Origin of the sequence: Bacillus sp. 179-C3.3 HS (genome assembly GCF_047229225.1) — a bacterium.
Taxonomy (GTDB): domain Bacteria; phylum Bacillota; class Bacilli; order Bacillales; family Bacillaceae; genus Bacillus.
Genome location: NZ_JBFEFT010000011.1, coordinates 23,593 through 44,776 on the forward strand (window position 1 = coordinate 23,593; position 21,184 = coordinate 44,776).

At 39.6% G+C, this 21,184-nt stretch carries 22 protein-coding genes; 8 read left to right on the forward strand and 14 right to left on the reverse strand.

Annotated elements, in window-relative coordinates; translation table 11 throughout:
- Positions 1-419: 419 nt before the first annotated feature.
- The 7 genes from degQ (at position 420) to AB1K80_RS08855 (ending at position 5,869) form a co-directional block, all read left to right on the forward strand.
- Positions 420-560: a degradation enzyme regulation protein DegQ gene (degQ, locus tag AB1K80_RS08825; protein ID WP_003213123.1), complete on the forward strand. Its 141-nt coding sequence runs from the start codon at positions 420-422 to the stop codon at positions 558-560.
- A gap of 149 nt (positions 561-709) precedes the next feature.
- Complete coding sequence (locus tag AB1K80_RS08830; RefSeq protein WP_412856250.1) at positions 710-1,633, forward strand: polyprenyl synthetase family protein; 924 nt, start codon at positions 710-712, stop codon at positions 1,631-1,633.
- A complete protein-coding gene (comX, locus tag AB1K80_RS08835) occupies positions 1,611-1,784 on the forward strand; it encodes a competence pheromone ComX (protein WP_412856251.1) in 174 nt (57 codons plus the stop codon). Before AB1K80_RS08830 ends, comX begins: the two co-directional genes overlap by 23 nt.
- Before the next feature lie 13 nt (positions 1,785-1,797).
- Entirely contained in the window at positions 1,798-4,089 is a 2,292-nt protein-coding gene (locus AB1K80_RS08840) for an ATP-binding protein (RefSeq protein ID WP_412856252.1), read from the forward strand.
- 80 nt (positions 4,090-4,169) lie between these two features.
- The gene (locus AB1K80_RS08845) at positions 4,170-4,811 is read left to right on the forward strand and encodes a response regulator transcription factor (protein ID WP_412856253.1); all 642 of its coding nucleotides are present in this window, start codon (positions 4,170-4,172) and stop codon (positions 4,809-4,811) included.
- A 23-nt stretch (positions 4,812-4,834) separates the two neighbouring features.
- Entirely contained in the window at positions 4,835-5,224 is a 390-nt protein-coding gene (locus AB1K80_RS08850) for a hotdog fold thioesterase (protein ID WP_412856254.1), read from the forward strand.
- A gap of 123 nt (positions 5,225-5,347) precedes the next feature.
- The gene (locus AB1K80_RS08855) at positions 5,348-5,869 is read left to right on the forward strand and encodes a hypothetical protein (RefSeq protein ID WP_412856255.1); all 522 of its coding nucleotides are present in this window, start codon (positions 5,348-5,350) and stop codon (positions 5,867-5,869) included.
- 43 nt (positions 5,870-5,912) lie between these two features.
- Here the strand turns inward: AB1K80_RS08855 and mnhG are convergent, their stop codons facing one another.
- The 7 genes from mnhG to AB1K80_RS08890 are packed head-to-tail and all read right to left on the reverse strand — an operon-like array spanning position 5,913 to position 11,686.
- A complete protein-coding gene (mnhG, locus tag AB1K80_RS08860) occupies positions 5,913-6,287 on the reverse strand; it encodes a monovalent cation/H(+) antiporter subunit G (RefSeq protein WP_412856321.1) in 375 nt (124 codons plus the stop codon).
- Positions 6,271-6,552 carry a Na(+)/H(+) antiporter subunit F1 gene (locus tag AB1K80_RS08865; protein WP_412856256.1) on the reverse strand — a complete coding sequence of 94 codons (282 nt, stop codon included), beginning with the start codon at positions 6,550-6,552 and terminating at the stop codon, positions 6,271-6,273. Before AB1K80_RS08865 ends, mnhG begins: the two co-directional genes overlap by 17 nt.
- Positions 6,552-7,031: a Na+/H+ antiporter subunit E gene (locus AB1K80_RS08870; protein ID WP_412856257.1), complete on the reverse strand. Its 480-nt coding sequence runs from the start codon at positions 7,029-7,031 to the stop codon at positions 6,552-6,554. The genes AB1K80_RS08865 and AB1K80_RS08870 overlap by 1 nt, the downstream gene beginning before the upstream one ends.
- A gap of 6 nt (positions 7,032-7,037) precedes the next feature.
- Complete coding sequence (locus tag AB1K80_RS08875; RefSeq protein ID WP_412856258.1) at positions 7,038-8,519, reverse strand: Na+/H+ antiporter subunit D; 1,482 nt, start codon at positions 8,517-8,519, stop codon at positions 7,038-7,040.
- Positions 8,512-8,853, reverse strand: coding sequence for a Na(+)/H(+) antiporter subunit C (locus tag AB1K80_RS08880; RefSeq protein ID WP_412856259.1), 342 nt, complete (start codon positions 8,851-8,853; stop codon positions 8,512-8,514). The genes AB1K80_RS08875 and AB1K80_RS08880 overlap by 8 nt, the downstream gene beginning before the upstream one ends.
- Positions 8,853-9,284, reverse strand: a complete 432-nt coding sequence (locus tag AB1K80_RS08885; protein WP_412856260.1) for a Na(+)/H(+) antiporter subunit B — start codon at positions 9,282-9,284, stop codon at positions 8,853-8,855. Before AB1K80_RS08885 ends, AB1K80_RS08880 begins: the two co-directional genes overlap by 1 nt.
- On the reverse strand, positions 9,281-11,686 hold the full coding sequence (locus tag AB1K80_RS08890; protein ID WP_412856261.1) for a Na+/H+ antiporter subunit A: 2,406 nt from the start codon (positions 11,684-11,686) through the stop codon (positions 9,281-9,283). Before AB1K80_RS08890 ends, AB1K80_RS08885 begins: the two co-directional genes overlap by 4 nt.
- A gap of 220 nt (positions 11,687-11,906) precedes the next feature.
- Here AB1K80_RS08890 and AB1K80_RS08895 point away from each other — a divergent pair, with 220 nt between their 5' ends.
- The gene (locus tag AB1K80_RS08895; protein ID WP_412856262.1) at positions 11,907-12,116 is read left to right on the forward strand and encodes a hypothetical protein; all 210 of its coding nucleotides are present in this window, start codon (positions 11,907-11,909) and stop codon (positions 12,114-12,116) included.
- A 74-nt stretch (positions 12,117-12,190) separates the two neighbouring features.
- Here AB1K80_RS08895 and AB1K80_RS08900 read toward each other — a convergent pair whose 3' ends face one another.
- The 7 genes from AB1K80_RS08900 to malK form a co-directional block, all read right to left on the reverse strand.
- Positions 12,191-13,528 (reverse strand): 2-hydroxycarboxylate transporter family protein, encoded by a 1,338-nt coding sequence (locus tag AB1K80_RS08900; protein WP_412856263.1) that lies wholly within the window; start codon positions 13,526-13,528, stop codon positions 12,191-12,193.
- Between the two features lie 173 nt (positions 13,529-13,701).
- Positions 13,702-14,661 carry an ABC transporter permease gene (locus tag AB1K80_RS08905; RefSeq protein WP_412856264.1) on the reverse strand — a complete coding sequence of 320 codons (960 nt, stop codon included), beginning with the start codon at positions 14,659-14,661 and terminating at the stop codon, positions 13,702-13,704.
- On the reverse strand, positions 14,662-15,708 hold the full coding sequence (locus tag AB1K80_RS08910) for an ABC transporter permease (RefSeq protein ID WP_412856265.1): 1,047 nt from the start codon (positions 15,706-15,708) through the stop codon (positions 14,662-14,664).
- Positions 15,701-17,236 (reverse strand): ABC transporter ATP-binding protein, encoded by a 1,536-nt coding sequence (locus tag AB1K80_RS08915; RefSeq protein ID WP_412856266.1) that lies wholly within the window; start codon positions 17,234-17,236, stop codon positions 15,701-15,703. Before AB1K80_RS08915 ends, AB1K80_RS08910 begins: the two co-directional genes overlap by 8 nt.
- Before the next feature lie 157 nt (positions 17,237-17,393).
- Positions 17,394-18,473, reverse strand: a complete 1,080-nt coding sequence (locus tag AB1K80_RS08920; protein WP_412856267.1) for a BMP family lipoprotein — start codon at positions 18,471-18,473, stop codon at positions 17,394-17,396.
- Between the two features lie 405 nt (positions 18,474-18,878).
- Positions 18,879-19,586, reverse strand: coding sequence for a response regulator (locus AB1K80_RS08925; protein WP_412856268.1), 708 nt, complete (start codon positions 19,584-19,586; stop codon positions 18,879-18,881).
- Positions 19,579-21,177: a malate sensor histidine kinase MalK gene (gene malK / locus AB1K80_RS08930; RefSeq protein ID WP_412856269.1), complete on the reverse strand. Its 1,599-nt coding sequence runs from the start codon at positions 21,175-21,177 to the stop codon at positions 19,579-19,581. Before malK ends, AB1K80_RS08925 begins: the two co-directional genes overlap by 8 nt.
- Between the last annotated feature and the right edge of the window lie 7 nt (positions 21,178-21,184).

Here is a 21,184-nt window from a genome sequence, read left to right on the forward strand (position 1 = left end):
AAACATTCTATGTTTGTACATTCACCATAAAAATAGGTATTTTTGCGGTCGATTTCGGTGATTGTCGTCAAAAAATTGCGGTGTCCACAGTAGTGCCCAACAACTGATCCCGCTTAAGGAAAACCGCAGAAACGAATGGGATCATACGTTCTGTTGTAGGTGATTTAAGCCGAATGTTGCCTTTTTTGTTGTGGAAATGACAGGTTTGCTTTGAATTTGAGATAAAAGTATGATTTGAAAAGTCAGAAAATGATGAAAAAAGACCTATTGAATTTTGCGGTATCACGCATGTGTTTTGTGCATAGTTTTCGGTGAAAAAATACTCAATAGCATTTACACTGTTAGTAACAGATCAAATACTTATGACCCAATCACCATACACAAATACATTGATCTTCCAAAAAAGGAGAGTGGAATCGATGGAAAAGTATGAAATCGAAGAACTTAAACAATTATTATGGAAACTTGAAAACGAAATTAGAGAAACAACGGCTTCTCTTCATAACATTAACAAAAGCATTGATCAATACGACAAATATGAATATGTGAAAATTTCTTAAGACTTGATGAGATCAAGTCTTTTTTTTGTCTTAATACATACAAATAAAGGATATATTATTATATAATTGTTAAATAGTGATGTCAGTGGACAATTGCTTATTTCTTTTTAGTAATATAAGAGAATGGAAGGTGAGGAACAAGTCTAAGTATGCTAAACTATCTAGAGAACAAAAAGATCAAGCAGAATATGTTTGATTTTATTCAACATGCAGTGAAAAATCAAGATTTACAAAAGCTACTTCTTGAATTTACAGATACAAAGAATGAATTTTCTTTTGGCCAATTGGCATACCAGCATTATGAGGCATTTGGGGGTCAAGACAAGCAAGCGATTACAAAACTCGCAGCCGGGATTGAACTTCTCATATTATCAGCCGATATATTAGATGACATGGAAGATCGAGACAATGATGTATATCCTTGGATGGAATGTCAGAGCGGGGTTGCGATTAATGCAGCGAATATTTTATGGGCGACGAGTATTGGTGTCTTCTCAAAACTTCCAAATGCATCAGATCTTTTAACCTATGTGCATTCGTATTCTCTTCAGGCTATGGAAGGCCAACATTTAGATATTGCAGTAACGCCAGAGAATGAGCAGGATTGTTTAAATATCATGAAATTAAAGGCAGGATCGCTATTTGTCTTACCATGTGTGCTTGGTGTGATCTTGGCAACAGGTTCTTTTGAAGAAAAGGTGGAAGAGTACGCTTCCTATTTAGGAATGGTCGAGCAGCTTGAAAATGACTATGTAGCTCTTTTTAATAAAGAAAATATAGATTTTAAAAGAATGCAAACCTTGCCGTTTTTATATTTGAAAAATGAGTTTAATCAATCGAGTTCAGATTTGCTCCGATATTTTAAATCAGATGTTAGAAGCTTAAGTTATGAAGAATTAAAGGATAAATTAAAACAATCTGGTGTTCAACAATATGTATTTATTATGAGAAACGTTCTCTTAAATAAGTTTAAACAATCAATCAAGAAACTACATTTAGAGGCTCCTAAAAAGGAAAATCTGATACTCTTTTTAATTGGAGATGGGCAAGATGAATATTCAAAAACTAGTTAGTTATCTAGTGGATAATCCTTCAGCATTAAAGCAAGTTGAAAATGGAAATGCATCATTACTTCACGTTGATCAACTGACTGCTAACATTATTGTAGAGGGTTTTCAGAAAGAAGATACCATTAGATCAAAAAAATGGAGAGATGCTGGATGAGTATCGAGGTTATATGCAAAAGTTTTACTCGAGATTAACTTTTATTTTAATTATCCTTAGCTTCATCTATGTGATTTATATCTCCTACATCAATGTGTTTAACATCTTTGTAGGAGCAGTCGTTTCGGTGAATAGTGATGGACAACTTGAAATAGTGGATGTCGTAGATTTTACAGATAGTTATTATGCTGGTGTTAGAAAAGGCGACATCATACTTGAAGTGAACGGTAATAAAGAACCAACCGAAGAAGTAAGAAGAGAATACTTAGCAAATGTCAAAAGTTTAGTTGTTGATAGACATGGTGATGAAATTGTAATAGAAAATGTCAGTTTATTAAGTCAAGAAAATCTGTTTATTTACTTAATACCACTCATACTCTATATGATCTGCCTATTTTGTATATTTATGATTTTAAAAATTAATAAATCTAGGAAAAAAGAATCTGCTTATATTCTTGCTCTCTTTCTGTTGGCTATTGCTGTAGCTTATGTAAGTTCAGGTGGCTCTGGTAAAGGGGAATTTATTAGCGGTTTTATCGTCATTTCTACGATGACTAGTGTACCGCCGTTGTATATGCACTTTATATATCAGTATTTAAAAGAATTAGGAACGGAAGTTATAAGTTGGCGTTTGCTTCTTTCTTTGTATGTGGTTCCTATCATAAATATATTTTTGGAAATTTTCTTCAAAGATATGACTTATGCTTCTTTCAATTTACTTTCATTCTTTGTACTTGCGTTTGTTACAATTATTATCACAATAAGGGCTGCTAAAAAGTTGAAAGGTACTGAAATTGGTAATGTCCTTCGTGCCTTTGCACTCATTTTAATCGCTTCATTCAGTCCATTTATGCTATTTTTTATTATTCCTTATTTTTTTGATCAGTATTTTATTTCACCTTATGTTGCAGCATCATTCGGCCTATTAATTCCATTCTTTTTAGTTTATCAATTTATGTCAAACAAGTTGTATAATGTTGATTTCTTTATGGGGAGAATCAAATATTATAGCCTATTGGCCATTACACCAACTATATTAGTGGTTATTATATTTGATTTTATTCAGAAGCCAAGTGCTAACTTCTATACAGTGAAATTTACGATTATCACGTACATTCTTATGTTAACCGTCTTCTACATCAAAGAAATCATCGATTTCCGCTTTCGTCTAAAGCGTTTTTCAGAAAAGCATAATTACCAGGATAGTGTCTTTAAATTTACACAGCTCATTCGTGAAGCGTCATCACTTCATCAAGTGTTATTTCATTTGAAATTCACCATTTTAGAAGTGCTTGTAGTGAATAAAGCATTTGTGCTTGAGGTTAAGATAGATGGACAAATTGAAGAGATTGATGAATCAATAGATGACATTAAGCTATGGGACAAGTATAAAGATCAATTACAAGCGGTTATCGGTGAAGTAGGCAAAATCATCGAAATTGATAAAGGATTTGTGATGAAGATTGGCGAACGAGGCGGTCACTCCTTTGTGATGTGTTGTTTATCTAATTTGCGAACGCCGAAGCTGACGAGAGATGAGATTTCTTGGCTCAAGACGCTAGCATTCTATACTAGTGTCAGCTTAGAAAATGTCGTGAAAATTGAAGAACTTATGGAGCATTTAGAGGATCTAAAACAACGTGAAGCCAATCCGGCTTGGCTGAAAAAGATCATGTTTGCCATGGAAGAAAAGCAGCGCTCGGATCTAGCAAGGGATCTTCATGATTCGGTGCTGCAGGATCTGATTTCTTTGAAAAGACAGTCAGAGATGTTTTTAACCAATTTCCAAAATGACCAATGCCCAACTTCTATTGAAAATTCACTGATTTCATGGAATGAACAAATGTCTAAAGTGATTCAAACGACAAGGGAGACATGTCATGAACTTCGGCCGCAGTTGCTCTATGATTTAGGTTTAGTGAAGGCTATATCGAAGCTGACTTCACAAATTCAAGAGGAAGCGCCGTTTCATATTCGATTGAATACGACCCGCTTGGATAAAGAGCTGGATATTGATATCGACTCACAACTGAATATTTATCGAATTGTTCAAGAGCTGTTATCCAATGCGTTAAAACACTCTCATGCGACACAAGTCTTAGTGATGCTGATTCGTATTAAAGACCAGTTGGTACTTCACTATGAGGACGATGGAGTGGGTTTTGATGCAAGTCAGCTGGATCAGCATACGATGAGCATGGGTCTTTCGGGAATAAAGGAGAGAGTCAGGGCGCTAAATGGAAAGCTTCAGATTCATACAGCACCAGAAAAAGGACTCAACGTGAAAATTGAAATAGAATTGTAACGATTTATTAAGGATAAAGACTTGGCATTGGCCAAGTCTTTTATATAAAATGGAAGTGAGTGATTTAAAGGGAGGAAGACATGAAGAAGATATTGGTCATTGATGATCATCCGGCTGTCATGGAAGGCACCAAAAGCATATTAGAATCCGATCAGCAGTTATCAGTGGATTGTTTAAGTCCTGATGCAGAGGCCGCCTTTTTAAAGACGCATGACTTTTCCATCTATGATGTCATTTTGATGGATTTAAATCTCGGGGACATCAATGGAATGGACATTGCGAAACAAATACTTGAAACACATCCACATGTAAAAATTATCATTTATACAGGATATGAAGTAGATGATTATTTTGAAGAAGCGATTCGGGCGGGATTGCATGGTGCAATTAGTAAAACAGAGACAAAAGACAAAATTATTGAATACATACATCGCACATTGCAAGGAGAAGTAGTGATTCAGCTATCCTATTTAAAAAAGTTAATTTCACAACAACAAGAAAAGCCAGAACAGGCGCAGCAGACAGACCATGAGCTGTTAACAGAGCGAGAATGCTTGATTCTGAGAGAAGTAGAAAAAGGGTACACGAATCAAGAAATTGCCGATGTACTTCATTTGAGCAAGCGCTCCATTGAATACAGTTTGACCTCCATCTTTAACAAGCTGAATGTAGGATCTCGAACAGAAGCCGTGTTAATTGCAAAGTCTGAAAGTGTGCTGTAAATGTGTGAAGGGAGAGGATCAAGATGGATGTGAGTGCATCAAATACTCTGCTTGAGGCACTTGGGATTGAAATTGTAGAATGCAATCAATCACGCTGCGTTGCGACAATGCCAGTTGATCACCGAACAAAACAGCCATTTGGCTTATTGCACGGAGGAGCTTCGGCTGCTCTAGCAGAAACAGTGGCGAGCATGGGAGCTGCTGCACATTTAGACTTAACGAAGCAGGTCTGTTCAGGTATTGAAATCAATGCCAATCATTTAAAGTCTGTACGTGATGGAGTGGTGACAGCGACAGCTGTACCTGTTCATGTAGGACGGCGTACGATGGTATTCCAAATTGATATCAAAGATGATCGAGATCGGCATATCTGTACGTCAAGATGTACACTCGCTGTCATTGATCGCATATAAAAAAGCTCCCGGTACAGCGGAAGCTTTTTTTAATTATAAGACTCTGAATCATAAAAAATTTTACCTAAATGTATGTTCGATTGTTCTTTGTAAATGGTGCAAATTAAAAGGAAGTGATTGATTATGAAATGGGGCAAAGCCAAGAAACGCTTAATGAGTTTTGTATGTGAATCTTTGCGCGAAAGAGTAGATGTGCACGTGATGAACTATCGAAAAGCACACGACCAGGTCGGTAGAGCTGTTATCACTGTTGATAAAATAGAAATGGTCAGTATGTGTTCAATTACTGCCGGAAGAGAAGAATATGATAGAGAAAGAGCAATTCGTATTCAACTAGACGATTTTAGCTATGATGATGTGTTGAATAATAGAGCGATCCAGGAACAAGCCTATGAACAATTGAAAATGGAAGGTATTTATTCACAATATGATTTCTTTTCTGCTTTGGAGGAATATTTTCATTCCCCCATTGAAGTATCATTAAAATCGAATGATATGCTGATCAAAATATTGTGTATTTTGGACCGTCGTGTCGGGAAAAGAACGTTACGTAAAATGAAAGAATCAATTTCAGAAGAAAAAACAGTCGTTCAGGATTTTTATACATTACGTTGTGACGCAGAAAATAGACATTGTAGCGCATAAAAAAAACAGAACTTCCATCATCAGAAGTTCTGTTTTTCCGTTTTTATAAATAAGAATCCTCTTTGCGCTTAATCACAAAGTTGCGGAAACCGCCATAATCATCTTGCACACTTCGTTTATCAAGTTTGACCCCAGTATTGTAAGCGGCTCTTCCGATCAAGTGAGCGCCGACTGGTGCGGTCAGGAAGATAAAGACGACCCCTAGTAGGATTTTTGCAGAGAACACACCTGAAAGAAACCAGCCGTGAAAAAACACACCAATTAAAATGAGAACCACACCAAGTGTTGATGCTTTTGATGCCGCGTGCATACGTGTGTATACGTCGGGTAAGCGAAGCACGCCAATGGCTGAGATGAGACAAAGGATCGCGCCAAGTAAGATAAAGAAAATGACGATGGCTTTAGCGATGACGATCATTTTCAATCACTTCCCCTTTCTCAAGGAATTTAGAAAAAGCGACCGTGCCAATAAAAGCAAGGATGCCAAGCAGTAAAATAATTTCAAAGAACATCGTCGTTCTAAGCAAAATCGAAACAATGGCTGTCATCCCAATTAAATTGATACCGACCGCATCAAGCGCACTCACGCGATCAGGGATTGAAGGCCCTTTAATGATCCGAATGACAAAAAGCAGGGTGGATACAGCAAGGATGCCAAGTGCAATTTGTAAAATGATATCCATTACTTACCGCTCACCTCCAAGATTGCCTTTTCAAATGATACCCGAATATCATGAATGGCTTTTTGGGCATCTTCAATATCCATTGCATGAATGTATAAGATGGAACGATCATCTGATATATCAATGACCAATGTACCTGGCGTCAACGTAATTAAGATGGACAAGACGGTGATTTCCCAATCACTTTTGAGGTCTGTACGAAAGGCAAAGATACCAGGCTTAATTTCAAGTTTTGGAGAGACAACGGTCTTTAGGACACTTAAGTTTGCAAGTAGCAGCTCTCTAATGAAAATGATCACGAGCTTGATGATGGCATAAAGAGCATAGCCGTAAAAACGTTGCGGGAAGAATCGCCGTAGCATAAAAATGGCGATCATCCCTAATACATAGCCTGAAATAAAGTCGGCGGATCTAAAAGAATCATTGATAAACATCCACGTAAAGGCGAGGAGAGTGTTTAGTAATATTTGAAAGGCCATGTTCATCTACTCCTTCAGCACAGCTTGAATATATTTTTCTGGTGTTGAAAGCATTTCAGCCGCTTGATTGATATAAGGCGCAATGAACTCTGTGCCTAACCCAATCGCAAGCGATAGGATGACTAGTAGCACCCCTGGATACACCATTCCTTTAATGGAAGGCTTCCTTCTTACAGGTAAATCCTGTTCCTCGCCCCAAAATGCTAGCATGAAAATTCTCATGACAGAATACAGGACAAGAAGACTAGAAAGGAGGACAAGGATGGAAAACGTCATGTGACCTGCAGTGAATCCACCTTCGACAATTTTTAGTTTTCCGATAAATCCACTGAATGGTGGAATGCCCGCAAGTGATAAGGCTGATAGGAAAAACATCCAGCCGAGAAGGGGCTGAGATTGAATGAGTCCACCCATTTTTTTCAGATAATTGGTGCCAGCATATACAAACAATGCACCTGCTAGCATAAATAAGGCTCCTTTGATGACCATATCATGAATGAGATAATAAATGGCTCCTTGGAGTGATGCAGGCGTGTTGGCGGCGATCCCAAACAAAATGACGCCAACGGCGGTGACAATGTTATAAATCACAATCTTCTGTACATCAGAATAGGCAATGGAACCAATGACACCGAAGATAACCGTCAAGACAGCTAGCCAAGCAATGAGTGTATGGGTGAATCCTGTATCATGTATAAAGATTAACGTAAAGACCCTAGCGATGGCGTATAAGCCTACTTTGGTTAGTAATGCGCCAAAGAGAGCTGAAATCGCTGCAGGTGGTGCATGGTAAGAACCTGGTAGCCAGAAATAAAGCGGGAAAATACCTGCTTTTAAGCCGAATACGATGAGGAACAGAACGCCAATCACCGTGATTAAGCCGGTTTGTCCTGATTCAGCTATTTTCACACTTAAATCAGCCATATTTAATGTTCCTGTGACGGCATATAAACACGCCACACCGACAATGAATAATGCAGAGGAGATGATGTTAAACACAATATATTTCAATGACTCACGAAGCTGAGGCTTTGACCCGCCTAATACAATGAGCATATAAGACGCCATCAGTAGTAATTCAAAGAAAACAAATAGGTTAAAAATATCCCCGGTTAAAAAGGCACCAGTGACGCCAGCTAATAAGAACTGTACGCCAGAATAGTAAAACAGTTGCTCTCTTTCTTTCCCAATCGTTTGAAAAGAGAAGAGAATGGTGACAAGCCCGACAATTGAAGCGGTTAAGACGAGCAGTGCCGCAAACTGATCGGCGACAAGTGCAATGCCAAATGGGGCTTTCCATCCCCCTAAATTAAGGGTTTGGATGCCGTTTGTAAAAATCGTTTGAACCAAATAGACGTTACAAATGATAGCCGAAAGAGATGCAAAGACACTAAATCCTCTTGAGAGCTTGATATGTTTATTCATAAATATCAACAGTGTAGCAGATAGTAACGGAATTAAAATGGGTAGGATCACGAGATTATTCATGTTGATCATTTCCTCTCATTTGATCCATGTCATCTGTTCGTAGCTCTTGGAAGGCACGGAAGGCCATCACGAGCAAAAAGGATGTGACGCCAAAAGCAATGACTATGGCCGTTAAAATTAGTGCTTGTGGCAATGGATCTACATAGGATGTGAGCCCCTCTTGTAAAATAGGAGGCGCTCCTTTTTTTAAGCCGCCCATTGTTAATAGAAGCAAATGGACGCCATGACTTAATACGGCAGTACCAACGATGACCCGAAGAAGGCTTTTTGAAAGCATTAAATAGGTCGCTGTCATAAAGATAATTCCAACGATAATCGACATTAAAAACTCCATTATTCCTTCTCTCCAATCGTTTGAATAATGGTCATGGTGACACCAACAACAACCAAATAAACACCTATATCAAACAGAACGGCTGTTGCAAGCTCAGTTTCCCCTAAGACTGGCAATTGGAAGTAACCAAACGTATGGGATAGGAAAGGTGCACCGAAAAGGAATGATCCCATTCCAGTCAGGATGGCAATAAGCAGGCCGAATCCTGCTACGTAAATAAAATTAAATGGCAGGATACGTCTCACTGTTTTCAAGTCATAAGATAGGAGCAGGAGGACAATCGCGCCAGCACTCATCAAACCGCCAATAAATCCTCCGCCAGGGTTATTATGACCTGCAAGGAACAGATGGAATGAGAAAAGCAATATGATGAATGCGGTGATTTTAGTCGTGACTTGTAAAAGCATATCATTCGTATCAATTTTTCTCATCGCCGCACACCTCTCTTCCGTTTCCTTTGTGTTTTTAATAAACCATAAATACCGAGTGCTGCAATGGCGAGCACTGTAATTTCAAACATTGTATCAAAGCCTCTAAAATCAACGAGAATGACATTGACAATATTATCTCCGCCGGCAAGCTTGTAGCTATTCTCGATAAAATACGATGCGATCGTATCAAGTGATTGCTGACTTGTAGAAGCGAAAGCCAGGCAGGTCACCATGATACCTACACCTAATGAAATGATAAAATTCGTTAATTTAAAGCTTCTCGTTTTTTCCTTCAAGTTTAGCCTTGGTAAATGATAGAAGCACAGTAAAAATAGTGCCACAGATATCGTTTCGATAATCAACTGTGTGAGCGCAAGATCAGGTGCTCTAAAAATCACGAAGAACAATGACAGTGTGTATCCCATGGCACCTAATGCGATGATGGCTGTTAATCGTGAACGAGCGAACACTGTTGTAACAGTCGCCGCCACCATGACAAGCGAAAGGACGATCTCATAAACGCCAATTGGTGCAGCGTTCTCTGTCGAAAAGGAGAATGCTTGCTGATAAATCATGACACCGCCAAGCATGACAATCATGAATCCAAACACATACACAAGATAATCCCGAAGGAATCCAGTCATATAGCTGTTTGTCAGTTGATATGATCCTTTTTCTAATCCAGAAAGTGAACGATCATATAGTGCATTAAATGACCATTTCTCTTTAAATATGTTGTAAATTGGACGCCATTTCGATAATGTCAAATATCCGATAATCCCAAGCACGACGACCCCAATTGTCATATAAAGCTCTGGTTGAGGTCCGTGCCACGCTTTAATTTCCACAGCAAACCTCGTACCAGGTTTAATTGCTTCCGGGATAATCGCTGCTATTGCCGGTTCAATAATCGAATAGGCAAGAATATTTGGGAAAAAGAAAAATGTCACCACGAGTGAAGCAAGAATCATCGGAGGGATGAGCATACCAATCGGTGCTTCATGCGGTTTTTTCTCTAATTGATCCAATTTGAGACGACCTCTAAATGTTTTAAAGACAAGCATCATACTGTAAATGAACGTAAACACACTCGCTAGCCAAGCAACAGCTGGGAAGATTGCCCCCCATGTGGATACGTCGGTGAAGCTGATGTCAGAGATTCGAATCATACTAGTGAAAAACATCTCTTTACTTAAGAAGCCATTAAATGGTGGAAGTCCAGCCATTGAGAATGTACCAATTAACGTAATTGTAAATGTGATAGGCATGATCGTCATTAATCCGCCTAACTTCCGAATATCACGTGTACCTGTTTCGTGATCAATGATGCCAGCCGCCATAAAGAGACTCCCTTTAAAAGTGGCGTGGTTGATTAAATGGAAGATAGCAGCAAGAACGGCTGCGCCAAAAAAGGCTGTATTGTTTTCATGAATCGCTGCTGCGCCTACGCCAAGCATGAGCATAATCATTCCGAGCTGACTGACGGTAGAAAAGGCCAAGATGGCTTTCAAATCATTTTGCCTCACAGCATGGAATGATCCCCAGAATAGTGTGACAAGTCCGACGATTGAGATGGTCCAAAACCAAGTCTCTGATACGGCAAAAATAGGACTGAATCTGGCGACAAGATAAATGCCGGCTTTTACCATTGTGGCTGAGTGCAAATAGCTGCTCACAGGGGTCGGTGCTTCCATTGCATCTGGCAACCAAATATAAAAAGGGAATTGGGCAGATTTTGTAAAGGCACCAAGTAAAATTAGGATCATGGCAGGGATAAAATAAGGTGATGCCATGATGAGATCAATCTGATTGATCGCTTCACGAATACTGAAAGAATCAGTGATCAGATAGATGAGGATGAAACCACCAAGCATAGCTAATCCGCCAAATACGGTAATCAGCAGTGACTTTGTCGCACCGTAGCGTGATTGCTTCCGCTTATACCAATAGGCAATTAAGAGGAAGGAAGAGATACTCGTTAACTCCCAGAATAAGTAGAGAACGACCATATTGTCAGAGAGAACAACACCAAGCATCGCGGTCATAAACATTAACAAGTACGTATAGAAGGAACCAAGTTGTTCTTTTTCCTTCGATAAGTAAAAGATACTGTACAAGACAACAAGTGCACCTATACCTGTAATCAATAAGGCAAATAACAGGCTAAGACCATCTAGATAGACAGTAAAATTCATGCCTAGTGAAGGTATCCAATCAGCCTGGGCAAACAATGTTTGATCATTTGAAGTGAGACTGATCATTTGGATAAAATAGACAAACAAAAGAATGGGTAAGATGAGTACAAACCATCCTGTATGTATGCGCCTTACATATTTAAAAAGGAAAGGTACGACAAAGGCAAGTAAAAATGGTGATAGGATGGCGAAGTGAATAAGCTGCAAGAATATAAACCTCCTTTAATCAATTTAAATTCACGTTCTAAAGAACTGGTAATTTAAATTATATCGTAAATACAGCCTTAGTGCATGGGTTTAAAGTGAATTAAAGCAAAAAAAGTGCTGTTTTTGAGTTCTCTTGACCCCCAAATAATTTTATCAAAAATTCATCTTATTGTATATTGTTTTGTATTTCGTACATGCTTTTCTTAAAGGAGCTGATCATATGAAGCGCAAGATCGGAATCAGCATAAGCATATTGTGTACCATTTTAGGAGGAGCATTCCTCATTGAGAGAAATGAGCAAAAAAGGTGGCAGGAAGAAAGCGAATGGCCGCTTTTTTCAGAGCATCTTCTCCACATGACCTATCAAGAGGCGAAACAGTATCCTTATCTACCTCGAGAGTATTTACGCAGTGTACTAGCTGATGATTGATTTTCTATAGGATAAAAGGAATGTAAAAAAGCATGTGCTCTATAGGAGAACACATGCTTTTCGTATTGTTTGTCTTAACTGAACATTCTAAGTAAGATCGTTGCACAAATGACAGTTGCAGCTCCGCCAAGACGTGTAGATACTTGGGCGAAAGGCATAAGTCCCATTCTTCCAGAAGCTGAAAGGATGGCTACGTCACCAGTACCACCAAGACCACTGTGACAGCCAGTCACAATTGCAGACTCTACTGGATACATGTTCATAAATTTACCAACAAAGTAACCTGAACCGACCATTGCAACAACAACAGCGATACATACACAAATAAATGGAATAGAAATCACAGAAGCCACATCATCAAGTGGAATATATAGAATTCCTAGACCAACCATGAGCGGCCATGTAAAGCTTTTTGAAACAAACTTGTAAAATTGCTGAGAACCATTTTGTAGATGCTGAGGCATCACATTTAAATATTTGATTAATGCAGCAAGAACAATCATCAAGATTGGACCTGGAATATGAACAAAGCTCTCTAACAAACCACCAAAAATGAAGGTTGTACAAGCAACGAGCACACCTGCACCCATCAAACCGAAATCAACTTTTGCATCCATGTCTGGTTGCTCGAAGATTTCATTTGCTTCTTTTGATTTGACAAGACGACCATTCCCGTTAAGTTCAGGACGCTTTTCTCCAAGCTTCTTCATTGCGCCAGCACAGATGATGGCAATGACGTTACCGATTACGGCAGCAGGAATCAATTGAGAAATTAATGATTCTGCTGATACGCCAAGAATTTGTGAGTATGCAATAGATAATGGCAAAATACCTTCTCCAACACCACCTGCAATAATCGGTACGATGATATAGAAGAATGAATGGTGTGGTGTATAACCAACTAACAGACCAACGAGAATTCCCGCAGTCACAGCCGCAAGCGTACCTACTACAAGAGGAACAAACATACGAATAAGTCCTTGTACTAAAACAGTTCGTTGCATTCCAAGAATACTACCTACTACAAGAGCAGAAATATAGAAGTAAAGGAAGTTAGACTCTTTCATCAGAGACGTAACCGCTTCCAGAGAGTTAGAATTCATTACGTTAAAGAAGACCAAAAATGATGGTACGAATAAAGCAAGAATCGCTGGTCCACCAATATCTTTTAAGATTGGAATACGTTGCCCCACATCTCCGAGGAAAATCCCCAAAATCATAATAACAGCGAAACCGCCAAGCATATTTGCTGGAATTTTATTAAAATAAGCGGCAGTTAAAATAATTGCTGCAAGTACTAAATACACAGGAAGATCAATCACACCAATTTTCCAAGTGATGATCTTTTGGAAAACGCTTTTATTATTGTCAGAATCGTTTGTAATCGATTTCAATTGTCGTGCATTAGCCACATAAACACCCCCAAATGTTATTTGTTTCAATTGTAGAAGATAAAAAGACACTCATCTATTTATTAAACTAAATTAAGTATAATAAAAGTAAAATAAACATAAGGACTACTGGTTTTATCATACAAAAATCCCCTGAAGATCCGTTGTCTTCAGGGGATTTATTTGAAATGTATTTATCGTTTTCCTTTTAAATAAGGTGTACCTAGGGCTTTCGGTGCATCTGCACGACCGATGAACCCAGTCAATGCGATGATGGTGAGCACGTACGGTGCAATGAGCATGTACACATTCGGTATATCTTGAAAAAGTGGTAAAAGAGACCCGATGATACTTAAACTTTGTGCAAAGCCAAAGAATAAAGCAGCTCCCATCGCACCAAATGGATGCCATTTACCGAATACAAGCGCCGCTAATGCAATAAAGCCTTGACCTGTAATCGTTGAATGTGAGAAATCAAGGGCGATGGTAGACGCATATACAGCACCGCCAAGACCGCCAAATAACCCACTAATCAGAACTCCAATGTAGCGCATCCGGGAAACGTTGATCCCCATTGTATCAGCTGCCATTGGGTGCTCTCCGACTGCACGTAGACGAAGGCCAAACGGCATTTTAAATAAAACAAACCAAGCAACAGCTGCTAAAGCGAGTGCGAGTATAGAAGTATAATACACATCGCTAAAGAAAATGTCTCCGATAATCGGGATGTCATGTAAAAGAGGAATGTCCCCTTTATAGAAAGGTGCAGTAATTTTATCCGTTTGGGCTTTTCCATAAATGAGCTTGACGACAAACAGTGTAGCGCCAAGTGCGAGCATGTTTATGGCAACCCCAGATACGGTTTGGTCTGCACGAAACGTAATGGTCGCAACAGCGTGGATGAGTGAGAACAAACCGCCAATCACCATCCCGACAAGAAGACCAAGCCACGGGGTCAAAGCGCCAAACGTATCTGCAAATAATAAGTTAAAAATTATACTGGAAAATGCTCCGACGACCATCAAGCCTTCAAGACCGATATTGACAACACCTGATCTTTCCGAAAAGACGCCTCCAAGAGCGGTTAAAATAAGTGGTGCAGCATAAACAAGTGTTGCTGGGACAATGATTTCAAGAATTTGCAGAAATCCCACTTATTTTCCCCCCTTTTTCTTCAATTGTTGAATGACTAGACGGATCATATAGCTTGAGGCGACGAAAAGAATAATGATCGCAATGACAATGTCAACGACTTCAGTAGGTACGCCAGATTCAAGCGGCATATTGAGTGCGCCGACCTTTAATCCACCAAGCAATAGTGCTGCTAGAACGACACCAATTGCAGTGTTTCCGCCTAATAACGCGATGGCGATTCCATCAAAACCAACACCAGTGAATGAGCCTTTGATTGCGGCGTATTCAAATGTACCAAGACCTTCCATCGCACCGGCAAGACCTGCAAATGCACCAGAGATGAGCATGGCATAAATGATATTGCGGCGAACGTTCATCCCTGCGTATTGTGACGCCTGTTGATTCATGCCAACAGCTCGTAATTCAAAACCTTTAGAGGTTTTTTGAATAATAGCCCACATGATGATGGCGGCAAGAATGGCCACAAAAATTCCGTTGTGCATTCTAGAGAAATCGGTGATTTCTTCAAAGAATCCAGAACGAAGGGATGCGGTTTCAGCAATTTTTTCTGTTTTATCTTTATGATTCGTTAAAATATTTGAAATGATATAGTTGGTCACGTGAAGCGCAATATAGTTCATCATGATCGTGACGATGACTTCATGGACATAAAAACGAGCTTTTAAAAAACCAGGGATAAAGCCCCATAAGGCACCTGCAACAGCAGCTGTCATTAAAGCGAGTGGCAAGTGAATATAGGCTGGTGCATCAACGGCTGTTCCAACCCATACTGCAGCCACCCAACCAATCAGTAATTGCCCTTCTACACCGATATTAAAGAGCCCTGTCCGAAAAGCAAAGGCAACCGCAAGCCCTGATAAAATATAAGGTGTCACTTGTCTAATGGTCTCTCCCATATAATACGTTTCACCGAAGACACCATTCCAAAGGGCAGCGTATCCATCGATGACACTATAGCCGCTTGCAAGCATGATAATGGCTCCAACGAGAAGGCCAAGTACAATGGCGACAAGTGGAACAAGCATATTTTTTAAGCGATTAGACATGAACTTCTTTCCCCACTTCCTGTTGCGTACTTCCAGCCATTAATAAACCAAGTTCTTGCTCTGATGTTTCTTTTGGATCAACAATGGCAATGATTTTCCCTTCAAATATGACAGCAATTTTATCACTGACATTCATAATTTCATCTAGCTCAAAAGAGATCAGAAGCACGGCTTTTCCGGCGTCCCTTTGTTCAATTAAGCGCTTATGGACAAATTCAATGGCACCAACATCAAGTCCGCGTGTCGGCTGAGCGGCAATGAGTAAATCAGGATTGCGATCCACTTCACGGCCGATAATGGCTTTTTGTTGGTTTCCGCCTGAAAGTGCACGCGCTTCTGTATATTCACTTGGCGTGCGTACGTCATATTCTGAGATAATGCGTTTTGCTTTTTCATAAATGTTTTTCATACTCATCAAGCCAAACTTAGAGTATGGACGTTGATAATACGTTTGTAAGGAAATGTTTTCCCCGATTGAAAAATCAAGCACTAAGCCATGCTTGTGACGGTCTTGAGGGATATGCCCAATACCAGATTCAGTGACCTTCCGCGGGGGAAGATTATGAATGGCTTTGCCGTTTAGCATGATGGAGCCTGATTCTGTTTTTCTTAGCCCTGTAATGGCTTCAATCAGTTCAGATTGCCCATTGCCATCTACACCAGCGATCCCGACAATCTCGCCAGCTTTCACAGAGAGATTCAAATGTTTCACTGCTTCAATCCCTCTAGCATCCTTTACCATCAAGTCTTGAATTTGTAGGACTTCCTCAGCTGGAGAGGCAGGTGTTTTATCTGTTTTAAAAGAGACTTCACGGCCGACCATTAAGCTAGCAAGTTCATCTTTATTCGTGTTGGCGACATCAAGTGTTCGGATCCCTTGACCTTTTCGAATAATGGTCACGCGATGACAGGCATCCATAATCTCTTTTAATTTATGGGTAATTAAAATGATGGATTTCCCTTCATTGATTAAATTTTTCATAATTTGTATGAGTTCTTTAATCTCTTGGGGGGTTAATACGGCGGTTGGTTCATCGAAAATTAAGATATCTGCACCGCGATAAAGTGTTTTCAAGATTTCTGCACGCTGTTGCATTCCGACAGAGATGTCAGCCACTTTTGCGGCGGGGTCGATTTTCAGACCATAGCGGTCGGAAAGTTCTTGTACTTGCTGTATGGCTTGTTCTTTGTCGATCTTTCCAAGCTTTTTTGGTTCTTTCCCTAAGATAATATTTTCAGCAACAGTGAATGTATCAACAAGCATGAAGTGCTGATGCACCATGCCGATACCTAAATCAGTCGCATCGTTTGGGTTTGTGATGTGAACAGTTTTTCCGTGTACCTTGATTTCACCTTTTTCAGGCTGATATAGTCCGAAAAGCACGTTCATGAGCGTTGATTTTCCTGCGCCGTTTTCACCAAGCAGCGCATGAATTTCGCCCTTCTTTAGCTGTAACGTAATGTTATCGTTCGCTACAATGCCAGGGAATTCTTTGCGTATATTCAACATTTCAATGACATAATCCACAGGTTTAACCGCTCCTTTTTTAGGGTGCTGATGAAGATAAAAACTAGCAAAAGAAAAGCTGCAAAACAAGGCTGCAGCTTTTCTTTCACCACCTTTGACATCAAGAGGAGGTAAAGGAGAGGCAAGGGGATAAGGCACGCTTATCCCGATGCACAAATTAAGCTTTAAAATCTTTTAATTCATCACGTGTTGCAGGGATTTTCACTTCACCCTTGATGATTTTTTGTTTCCATTCTTCTACTTTCTTTAATACATCTTTGTCAAGGTTGTCTTGAGATGGAGAAATATCAACGCCGCCTTCTTTCAGACCGTACGTGATCACTTCACCGCCAGGGAATTTCCCATCTTTCGCTTTCGTTGTTAAGTCTTGTACCGCTGTGTCTACTTTCTTAATCATAGACGTGAGGGTAACACTTTGTTTTGTTCCAGGAACTTTTCCTTCGTCATATTGGTCTTTATCCACACCAATGACCCACACTTTACGATCTGGATCTGCTTTTTTCAGGTTTTTCGCTTCTGTGAAGACACCAGTTCCTGTGCCACCAGCTGCATGATAAATGATGTCAACACCAGATTTGTACATACTTTCAGCTGTTGCTTTCCCAATATCCGCTTTATCAAATGCACCTGCATATTTTACTTCAACTTTCGCTTTCGGGTTAGCCGCTTCAACACCTGCACGGAAACCTACTTCAAATTTTCTGATCAGTTCTGAATCCATCCCACCAACAAAACCAATTTTGTTTGATTCTGTAGAAAGGGCAGCTGCAACACCTACGAGGAATGATCCTTCGTTTTCGTTAAACATAATGCTGGCAACGTTGTCTTTTTCTACGACAGCATCAACGATAGCGAAATGATTCTTCTTACGTTGATCAGCGATTTCCGTAATTGAATCTTGCATTAAGTATCCGATGCCGTAAATAAGGTCAAATTTTTCACGAACCAATTTGTTTAAGTTTGTTGTATAGTCAGCATCTGATTTAGATTGTAAATAATCAAATCCGTTTTTACCTTTTGTTAAATTGTTTTCTTTACCAAATGCCTGTAAACCTTCCCAAGACGATTGGTTAAAAGATTTGTCATCGACACCACCGATGTCTGTGACCATGGCAACTGTGAATTGATCTTTATCTTTTTTGTCACTGCTGTTTGAGCCGGAGTTGCCGCATGCTCCAAGGATGGTTCCTGCTGCTACGACTAAGGACAATGCTAGTCCAATTTTGCGCTTCTTCAAAACATAACCCCCCATAAAATTTAAAAGTTTCAGAATAGTCTCGCGAAAAAGACCGAATCTTATTCTCTCCAATTGTGTACGCTCTCGGAATGGAAAGGGTATTTTATCCTTCTTTCTTATGAAAATGAAACGAGGAGAAGAGAAGAAGTAAGACATCAGACTTATATCTCGTTGAACTAATCAATCATAATTTATCACTTCCGATCGAATAAATAAATAGAAATTTGATTTATTTTTAAAAAAATGTTAAAAGGCATTTTTCTTGTCTTTTTATGTGAAGAAATATGATATAATGCCGCTTTTATGATTTGCTCTATAACAGTAAAACTCCTGATATCAAGGGATTTACTACAACATATGGCATAAAAAAACATCTGCCCTTTGTGAAGGGTCAGATGTGTCATATTACAGGTAATGCTGAATCAAATTCATCTGGCTTGTATTGAGTTTATATTGAAAAACAGGTCGCCCGATTGTTCCATAAGCCATTTCGACGTCAACGACTTCGATATCTTCTAGGAATTTCAAGTATTTTCTAATGGAGACTTGAGAGATTTCTGTATGGTTGGCTAGATCTTCTGTTGTGAAAACTTGTTGTTCAAATGAGCGAATGCTTGTCCAAATGAGTTTGAGTGTGCTTTTTGTGAGTCCTTTTGGTAGAAGGACTTTTTCCGTTTCCGCTTTTTTGTGGAAGAGTTTCGCATCTAAATCACTTTGTGAGATGTTGTTCCTGCTTTGATAGAGTGTATGTTTTCTTTTATATTCTATAAGTGCTGATTGAAACCGTTCGAATTCAAACGGCTTAATTAAATAATCAATTGCTCCATGTCGCATCGTTTGTTGGACGACATCCATTTCATTGGCAGCAGATATGACAATTACGTCGACGAGATGATTGTTTTGCCGAATTTCTGATAAAAGCGCCAGCCCGTTCTGCCCAGGCATATAAATGTCGAGTAAAACGAGATGAATGACTTCATTTTTTAATAGGTCTAGGGCCTGCTGAAAGGATGGCGCAATCCCTTTTAATTCAAATCCATCTATTTGACTGAGGTAGCGCTTGTTCAGCTCCCCAACCATTGGATCATCTTCTACTATTAACACATTAATCATGTGAATCCTCCTTTTGCTTGTACGGAATACGGAGACTAAAGGTCGTTCCTTCTCCTTTTTCACTTGTCACGATCATCTGTCCATTCAGTTTTTTGATGTTTTGGTCAACGAAGTAAAGCCCAAATCCTCTATCTTCTCCTTTTGTAGAAAAGCCTTGATCAAACATCATGTCCTGTTCTTCTTTTGTAAGACCGGTACCCGTGTCCGTGATCTCAATATGAAGTTGCTCTTGAACGAAGCGGAATGAGATCGAGATGTTTTTCACTTCTGTATGTGATACAGCATCGAGTGCATTATTTAATAGGTTACCAATCACGGTGATAAGATCATGCGTTAGTGCTGTATCTTCTGCATTTGGAACTTTGGTGCTACAGATGACTTCTAAGGAAGCTCCTTGTTCTCGTATGAAGCTTTGCTTTCCTAATAAAAATCCTGCTAAGACAGAGTTTTTGACATGATTGATGATTTCATTGGTTTCTGTTTGCTGATAAATCGCAATTTCTTTTATATAGGTGCCAAGGTCATCATAGTTTTTGAGCTGTACCAAACCTAAAATGACGTGTAACTTATTCATAAATTCATGGGACTGGGCACGAAGGGCATTGGCATATACTTTGACACCGCTTAGTTGCTCAGCAAGGTGCTTCACTTCTGTTTTGTCACGGAAGGTTGCGATGGCACCGACAATGTCATCCTTTACTGTAATCGGTACTTCATTAAAAACAAGTTCTAGCCCGTTCACTCGCACATCACGATCAAGCAATGGTTTGTGCGTTTCGATCACTTGTTTTAATCCACTTGAAGGAAGGAGCGTTTGAACGTCCTGTTCCACCGGCTCAACTGTGATGCCCATATTCCGAAAGAGCCGCTTGGCTTCCGCATTGGCGAGCTTGATTTTACCGTGCTGATCGACGGCAAGAATGCCTTCTTTTGTTGATTCGAGCATAGCGCTTCGTTCCTTTAATAATGTCGCAATTTCGTCTGGCTCCAGTCCAAACATGATCTTCTTCACTTTTCGTGCGACAAGGAGTGCACCCATAATACCGGATAGAAGACTAATAGTGATGATGAAATAAAGCGGAAGTAAGCTTTGATGAATAATCAAGTCAATTTCCTTTAACGTGATTCCTACGGCGACAGCACCGAGCTGTTTGCCGTCTTGATTATAGACTGGAACGAATGCTCGCATGGATCTTCCAAGTGTCCCTGATGCCGTACTAATATGTTCTTTTCCTTGTAATGCAAGTTTCTCATCACCGCCAGCAAATGGCTTGCCAATTTTCTGTTGATTGGGATGGGTTTTACGAATCCCTTTCATATCCATTACAACAACGAATTGGGTTTTGGTGATGCGTTGTACACTTGTTGTATATTGACGCAGCGCTTCGTATGAGTGCTGTTCTAATGCTTCCGCTGTGATTGGCGCCTCTGCGACCATTTTGGCAGTGGAGAGAGCAATATCACGCTCTTGCTGGTGAATATTCTTAGATGTGACAGACCATATCGTAAAGAACGTAATACAAAGAGAGATGAGAACAACGATACAGACAAAGATCGTGAGCCTTGTTTGCAGTCTTAAAGTTTTTTTCACGAGTATA